Origin of the sequence: Nocardiopsis sp. TNDT3 (assembly GCF_003427465.1) — a bacterium.
GTDB lineage: Bacteria > Actinomycetota > Actinomycetes > Streptosporangiales > Streptosporangiaceae > Nocardiopsis > Nocardiopsis dassonvillei.
Genome location: NZ_QPFC01000727.1, coordinates 1 through 6,880 on the forward strand (window position 1 = coordinate 1; position 6,880 = coordinate 6,880).

Below are 6,880 nucleotides of genomic sequence, written 5' to 3' on the forward strand. Positions count from 1 at the left end.
CAGCCTCCCAGCCGACCAGGGGTCTCACCGTTCAGGCGCGCAGGAACGTGTCCAGCGCGCGCACCCCGAAGCGCAGCCCCTCCAGCGGCACCCGCTCGTCCACGCCGTGCAGCAGACCCGAGTAGTCCAGGCCCTCGGGCTGGGCCAGGGGCGAGAATCCGTAGCAGTCGATGCCCAGCCGGGAGAACACCTTGGCGTCGGTGCCCCCGGACAGGCACACCGGCACCACGTGGGCCCCGGGGTCGTGCAGCAGCAGGGCCTCGCGCAGCTCCGCGAACGCGGGGGAGTCCACGGGCGCGGACACCGGCGGCGAACCGTGCGCGTACTCCCAGGTCACCCGGTCGCCGGTGAGCTCCTCCATGACCGCGGCGAACTGCTCCTCCGCGCCGGGCAGCACCCGGCCGTCCACACCCGCCGTGGCCTCCCCCGGCACCACGTTCACCTTGTACCCGGCCGAGAACATCGTGGGCGTCGCGCTGTTGCGCGTGGTCGGGCCGATCAGCGGCGCGGCCGTCCCCAGGCTGGCGACCAGGGCGTCCACCGCCTCCGCGGTCGCCGTGTCACCGGGGAAGCGCTCCACCTCCAGGGCCGCGGCGATCGCGTCGATCGCCGCACGCGTGACGGGGGTCAGGTGCAGCGGCCACTCGTAGCCGTCGATCCGGGCCAGGGCCGCGGCCAGGGCGCCGATCGCGTTGTCGCGCGGCGGTCGGGAACCGTGCCCGGCCGTGCCCTGGGCGCGCAGGTTCAGCCAGGCGCTGCCGCGCTCGGCCGCGCCCACCGGGTACAGGCGCACCGGCTCCCCGGAGGCGGTGCGGGCGTGGATGGTCTCCCCGCCGCCCTCGCCGATCGCGGTGGTGCAGCCCTCGAACAGCTCGGCGTGCTCGCGGACCAGGTAGTCGGCGCCGTAGGCGGCGCTGTCCTCCTCGTCGGCGACGAAGGCCAGCACGATGTCGCGCCGGGGCCGCAGCCCGTGGCGCGCCCAGTGGCGCACCACGGCGGTGACCGTGGCGATGGTGTTCTTCATGTCCACCGCGCCGCGCCCCCACAGCGCGGGCACACCGGTGACGGGGCAGTCGGCGACCTCACCGGCGAAGGGGGGCAGCGTCCAGTCGGCCGCGTCGGCGGGCACCACGTCCAGGTGGCCGTGCACCAGCAGCGCCGGGGCCGAGGGGTCGGTGCCGGGGACGCGCACGACCACGTTCGCGCGCCGGGGGGCCGACTCCAGCAGCAGGGGGTCCAGTCCGGCGTCGCCCAGGGCCTCGGCGACGTACTCGGCGGCCTCGCGCTCGTCGCCCTGACCGCCGCCGTGGTTGGTGGAGTCGCGGCGGAGGAGCCCTCGGGCCAGGTGGACGGCGTCCTCCCCGGCCGCCGCGAGGCCGTCGGCCCCCTCCGGGAAGCCGTCGGTTCTCTCTGGGAAGGAAGTGGCGATGTGGCCCACGAGCGCGCCTCGCTCTCGCTGAGGTGTCAGTAACGGGGGAGGACCTTAGTGACCAGTGGTGACGAAGTGGTGCTCCCCGGCACAGTTCTACCAGCCCCGCCCGCCGTGCCCCGGCATTCGCGGGCGGCGGACCCCCGCGGCCCCGGACCCGGCCTCAGCCGTACCGCTCCTCCATGGCGTTGGAGATGAGCGTGGTGACCGCCTTGAAGCAGCGGATCATCTCGTAGGCGTCCGGGGAGACGTACCGGACGCGCCGCACCCCCGTGCGCGTGACGCCCGGGACGATGGCGGCGGCCTGGGCCAGCTGCGCGGAGTCCACCTCCACCTCCACGGCCCGGGGCTCGGGCCCGACGGGGTCCAGGCGCCCGGCCAGGGTCATGGCGGCGCGCGCCCCGGCCCGGATGTCCCGCGCGGTCGCGGCCGGGGGACGGCAGCGGGCGGCGTACCGGCTGACGTGCTCCTTGACCGCGACCGTCCGCGCGAACGGGGCGTAGGTCGCGGCGTCCTCGCAGGCGCGGTCGTCCCCCGTGACCAGGATGACCGGGGTGCCGTACTCGGCGACCACCGCGGCGTTGAGACGGCCTTCGCTGGCGGGTTCTCCGTCCAGCCACACACCGGTCACCGCGTTGGGCAGGTAGGTGTGCGCCAGCACGCCCTCGTCACCGGCGCCGCAGTGGTAGCCGAGGAACACCACGCCGTCGCAGTCGCCGGACTGCACGCCCTCGACCATGGACAGCTCCTTGTGCCGCCCGGTGATCATCGCGGCGTCGGTGTTGAGCTCCTCCAGCAGGAGGTTGCGCATGGTCGCGTGCGCCTCGTTGACCAGCACCTCGGTGGCGCCGCCCTCCAGCAGGCCCTCGACGGCGGCGTTGACGTCGCTGGTGAACATGGCGCGGCAGCGCTGCCACTGCTCGGTGCCGGGCTCGACGTCGGCGGGCCAGGTGACGCCCGTGGCGCCCTCCATGTCGGCGGAGATGAGGATCTTCACCCGCACGACCCTACGCCCCGGTCCCCTTCCGCGGCCACGTCCGGACGCCGCGTTCCGCCCGGGGCGTACGGGAGGGGACCGGGGCGGCGGTCACGGCAGGGTGAGGATCTCCGCGCCGGACTCGGTGATGACCAGGGTGTGCTCGAACTGGGCGGTCCACCTGCGATCGGCCGTCACGGCCGTCCAGCCGTCGTCCCACATGTCGTACTCCACGCCGCCGAGCGTGATCATCGGCTCGATCGTGAAGGTCATCCCCGGCTCCATGACGGTGTCCGCGCGCGGGTCGTCGTAGTGCGGCACCACCAGACCCGAGTGGAACTCCGGTCCCACGCCGTGCCCGGTGAAGTCGCGGACCACGCCGTAGCCGAAGCGCTTGGCGTAGGACTCGATGACCCGGCCGATCACGTTGATCCGGCGGCCCGGCCGGCACGCCTTGATCCCGCGCATCATGGCCTCGTGGGTGCGCTCGACCAGCAGCCGGTGCTCCTCCGAGACGTTCCCGGCCAGGAAGGTGGCGTTGGTGTCGCCGTGCACACCGTCCCGGTAGGCGGTGATGTCGATGTTGACGATGTCGCCGTCGGAGACCACGGTGTCGTCGGGGATGCCGTGGCAGATCACCTCGTTGAGCGAGGAGCACAGCGACTTGGGGTAGCCCTTGTAGCCCAGCGGGCTGGGGTAGGCCCCGTGGTCCAGCAGGAACTCGTGGCCGATCCGGTCCAGCTCGTCGGTGGTCACGCCGGGCCGGACGTTGCGGCCGACCTCCTCCAGCGCCTGGGCCGCCAGCCGTCCCACCACGCGCATCCGCTCGATGGTCTCGGGGGTCTGCACGTCGCCCAGAACCCCCTCCACGGGGTGCTTCCGTCCGACGTACTCCGGGCGGACGATGTGGGAGGGAACCGAACGTTGTGGCGAGATTCGCCCAGGAACCAGCGGAGTAGTCATGGACACTGATTGTAGTTCGTGGGTCGGCCCCGCGGTCCTGGACGATGCCCCTCCCCCACGGGTGTAGGGGACGTCCGGGCCTGGGTAGGTCCCCCGGAAAGCACGTTCCCGTCCGGGCGGCGTCCCGTAGAAAGCGAGTCACGGTGAGCGAGGACACTCAGCTGGACGACAAGTGGTGGTACTGCCTCCGGCACAACCGGGTGGAGCACGGTCCCGGCTGCCCCAACAAGGAGCGCATGGGCCCCTATCCGGACGAGGCCACCGCCGCCAGCGCGCTGGCCATCGCCGCCCGGCGCAACGAGGCCTGGGACGAGGCCGACGAGGAGGAGCGGTGAACACCGCTCACGCGCGCTCCGGATCCACCGCGCGGCGCCGTGCCGGGGGCGCCTTCCACCGGCGTCTCTGACAGGATCGGCGCATGACTGAACAGAGCACGTCCGCGGGCGCGGACATCGCCGGGCTGTCCGTCGCCGTCCTGGGCGGAACCGGGGACCAGGGCCGGGGCTTGGCCCGCCGCCTCGCCCTGGCGGGGCACACCGTCCACCTCGGCTCGCGCAGCGCCGAACGCGCCGACAAGGCCGCCCGGGAACTGGTGGAGGCCGAGTCCACCCCGATCGACGTGCGCGGCCTGGACAACGCCTCGGCCGCCGCTGAAGGCGACGTCGTCATCGTCGCCGTGCCCTGGGACGGCCACCGGGAGCTGCTGGAGCAGCTGGCCGCTCCGCTGGCGGGCAAGATCGTCGTGGACTGCGTCAACCCCCTCGGCTTCGACAAGAAGGGCCCCTTCGCCCTCGACGTCGCCGAGGGCAGCGCCGCCCAGCAGGCCGCCGAGGTGCTGCCCGACAGCCGTGTCACGGCCGCCTTCCACCACGTGTCCGCCGTGGTGCTGCTGGACCCCGAGGTCGAGGAGGTGGACCTCGACGTCCTGGTGCTGGGGGAGGACCGCGAGGCCACCGACGTGGTGCGCGCCCTGGCCGAGCGGATCCCGGGGGTGCGCGGCGTCTTCGGCGGCCGCCTGCGCAACGCCCACCAGGTCGAGGCCCTGACCGCCAACCTCATCGCGGTGAACCGCCGCTACAAGACCCACGCGGGCATCCGCATCACCGGTCTGTAGTCCCCGGACCCGCGGCCCCCGAGCGCCCCGGCCCCGCGGGAGCGCGTCGGACCGACCGCCTCCGGACCGCCCGGTGCTCCCGCCCGCGCACGCGTACGGCGCCGGTCCCCGCCGCGGGGGCCGGCGCCGCTGCGCCGGGCGCGCCCAGCCGCCAGGGGCCGGGGTCAGGACACCCACTCCTTGACCTTGCCGACCAGGGCGGCCGGGTTCTCGCCCACGGGGGTCACGTTGAGCTGGGTCACCCCGGCGGCCCGGAAGGCCTCCACGCGCTCGCGCACGTAGGACTCCGGGCCGACCATGTTGGTCAGCTCCACGAACTCCTCGGGCACGGCGGCCGCGGCCTCGTCCCTCTTCCCCGCCAGGTACAGGTCCTGGACCTTCTCGGCGGCCTCCTCGTAGCCGTAGCGGCGGGCGACCGTGTTGTAGAAGTTCTTCCCCTTGGCGCCCATGCCGCCGACGTACAGGGCGATCATCGGCCGTACGAGGTCCAGCAGCCTCTTGGTGTCCTCACCCTCGCCGATGGCGAGCAGACCGCCCGCGGAGACCTCCAACCCGCCCAGAGACGGGTCGCGCCTGGCCCTGCCCTCGGCCAGCGCCTCGCCCCACACCCTGTCGGCCTTCTCGGGGATGAACAGGTGCGGGAGCCAGCCGTCGGCGATCTCCGCGGTCAGCGCCACGTTCTTCACACCCAGGGAGGCCACGTAGACGGGGATCCGGGGGCGCACGGGGTGGTTGATGATCTTGAGCGGCCTGCCGAGACCGGTCCCCCTCTCCGGGGGCAGCGGCAGCTGGAAGACGGCGCCGTCGTGGGTGAGGCGGTCCTCGCGCGCCCAGACCTTGCGGCAGATCTCGATGGTCTCGCGGGTGCGGGCGAGCGGCTTGACGTAGGGGACGCCGTGGAAGCCCTCGACGACCTGCGGGCCGCTGGCGCCCAGGCCGAGGACGGCCCGCCCGCCGGACAGGTCGTCCAGCCCGGCGGCGGTCATCGCGATGAGCGTCGGGGTGCGGGTGTACAGCGGCAGGATCGCCGAGCCGATGGCCACGGTCTCGGTGCGGGCGGCGATGTAGCCCATCAGGGTGGGGCTGTCGAACCCGTAGGCCTCGGCGACCCACACGGTGTCGAGACCGGCCTTCTCCAGTTCGACCACCTGGTCGACGGAGGCCTTGGGGTCGCCCGCGTACTGGAGCGGCATCGAGACGCGCATCTGTCCTCCCGGGAGGGCCGGACCCCCGGCCCGTCGGCGCTGGGTACGGTGCGACTCTACTCCCGGGTACGGTTCACTCCCGAGTACGGTTCGGTCTGTTGCCCGGCTCACGTACCACGGGACCCCCGGCGCCACACCGCCGGTCGGGCGGACCCGACCGGCGGTGCTCACCGGCGTCCGGAGAGGGGAGGGCTCACCCCGCCCCTCAACCGGCGTAGGAGTGGCGCTCCTCGGGGAACGCCCCGTTGACGACCTCGTCGGCGTAGGCCGAGGCCGCCTCGCGCAGCGTCTCGTGCAGGTTGGCGTAGGTCTTGACGAACTTGGCCACCTTCGGGCTCAGCCCGGCCATGTCCTGCCACACCAGCACCTGGGCGTCCGTGGACGGACCGGCGCCGATGCCCACGGTCGGGATGGACAGCTGCTCGGTCACCTGCGCGGCCAGCTCGGCGGGCACGCACTCCAGCACGACCGCGAACGCGCCCGCGCGCTCCATCTCCTTGGCGTCCTTGAGCAGTCCGGCAGCGGCCTCGCCGCGGCCCTGCACCCGGTAGCCGCCCAGGGTGTTCACCGACTGGGGGGTCAGGCCCAGGTGCGCCATCACCGGCACGCCCGCCGAGACCAGCAGCTCCACCTGGGGGACCACCGCGTGGCCGCCCTCCAGCTTCACCGCCTGCGCCCCGCCCTCCTTCATGAACCGCGAGGCCGCCTCCAGCGCCTGCTGGGGGGAGGCCTGGTAGGAGCCGAAGGGCAGGTCGGCCACGACGAGCGCCCGCCGGGTGGAGCGGGACACCGCCGCGGTCAGCGGGAGGAGTTCGTCCACCGTCACCGGGACGGTGGTGTCGTAGCCGTAGACGACGTTGGCCGCCGAGTCGCCGACCAGCAGGACCGGGATCCCGGCCTCGTCGAAGACCCGGGCGGTGAGCGCGTCGTAGGCGGTCAGCATCGGCCAGCGCTCGCCGCGCCCCTTGGCGGCGGCCAGGTCGCGGATGGTGACGCGTCGGCTGGTGACCCCGCCGTACAGGGTGTTTCCTGTCGGGGCCCCGGTCGGGGCGAGGGGCTTTCCTGTGGTGCTCATGTGCTATCCCTCCGTTGTCTCGAAGCACCTCGCGGGTGTCTCCGGACGTGTGGACGAATGGTGTCGTCGCGCTCGCGCGCTGGGCGGCCGAGGGGGCCGCGGGCGGTCCGCGGGGGAC

At 73.5% G+C, this 6,880-nt stretch carries 7 protein-coding genes; 2 read left to right on the forward strand and 5 right to left on the reverse strand.

Annotation, left to right across the window (positions count from 1 at the left end):
• Window positions 1-31: 31 nt before the first annotated feature.
• The 3 genes from DQW06_RS18000 to map all read right to left on the reverse strand — a co-directional run bounded on the left by DQW06_RS18000 (window position 32) and on the right by map (window position 3,368).
• Entirely contained in the window at window positions 32-1,438 is a 1,407-nt protein-coding gene (locus DQW06_RS18000; protein ID WP_071622479.1) for a M20/M25/M40 family metallo-hydrolase, read from the reverse strand.
• A gap of 154 nt (window positions 1,439-1,592) precedes the next feature.
• Window positions 1,593-2,426 carry a M55 family metallopeptidase gene (locus DQW06_RS18005; protein WP_071623246.1) on the reverse strand — a complete coding sequence of 278 codons (834 nt, stop codon included), beginning with the start codon at window positions 2,424-2,426 and terminating at the stop codon, window positions 1,593-1,595.
• A 90-nt stretch (window positions 2,427-2,516) separates the two neighbouring features.
• On the reverse strand, window positions 2,517-3,368 hold the full coding sequence (gene map / locus DQW06_RS18010; RefSeq protein WP_081461744.1) for a type I methionyl aminopeptidase: 852 nt from the start codon (window positions 3,366-3,368) through the stop codon (window positions 2,517-2,519).
• A gap of 143 nt (window positions 3,369-3,511) precedes the next feature.
• Between map and DQW06_RS18015 the strand changes: the two genes are divergently transcribed.
• Both DQW06_RS18015 and npdG read left to right on the forward strand, forming a co-directional pair.
• Entirely contained in the window at window positions 3,512-3,703 is a 192-nt protein-coding gene (locus DQW06_RS18015; protein ID WP_013154223.1) for a hypothetical protein, read from the forward strand.
• 83 nt (window positions 3,704-3,786) lie between these two features.
• Window positions 3,787-4,482, forward strand: a complete 696-nt coding sequence (gene npdG, locus DQW06_RS18020; RefSeq protein WP_013154222.1) for an NADPH-dependent F420 reductase — start codon at window positions 3,787-3,789, stop codon at window positions 4,480-4,482.
• 164 nt (window positions 4,483-4,646) lie between these two features.
• On the opposite strand, the gene DQW06_RS18025 is transcribed toward npdG, so the two are convergent.
• Complete coding sequence (locus tag DQW06_RS18025) at window positions 4,647-5,687, reverse strand: LLM class F420-dependent oxidoreductase (RefSeq protein ID WP_013154221.1); 1,041 nt, start codon at window positions 5,685-5,687, stop codon at window positions 4,647-4,649.
• 205 nt (window positions 5,688-5,892) lie between these two features.
• Entirely contained in the window at window positions 5,893-6,762 is an 870-nt protein-coding gene (gene panB / locus DQW06_RS18030) for a 3-methyl-2-oxobutanoate hydroxymethyltransferase (protein ID WP_013154220.1), read from the reverse strand.
• Window positions 6,763-6,880: the final 118 nt, after the last annotated feature.

What these genes read in the sequence shown, in the direction of transcription:
- npdG (WP_013154222.1), top strand. Translation starts at nt 3,787, where the DNA reads ATGACTGAACAGAGCACGTCCGCGGGCGCGGACATCGCCGGGCTGTCC.
- panB (WP_013154220.1), bottom strand. Translation starts at nt 6,762, where the DNA reads ATGAGCACCACAGGAAAGCCCCTCGCCCCGACCGGGGCCCCGACAGGA.
- map (WP_081461744.1), bottom strand. Translation starts at nt 3,368, where the DNA reads ATGACTACTCCGCTGGTTCCTGGGCGAATCTCGCCACAACGTTCGGTT.
- DQW06_RS18025 (WP_013154221.1), bottom strand. Translation starts at nt 5,687, where the DNA reads ATGCGCGTCTCGATGCCGCTCCAGTACGCGGGCGACCCCAAGGCCTCC.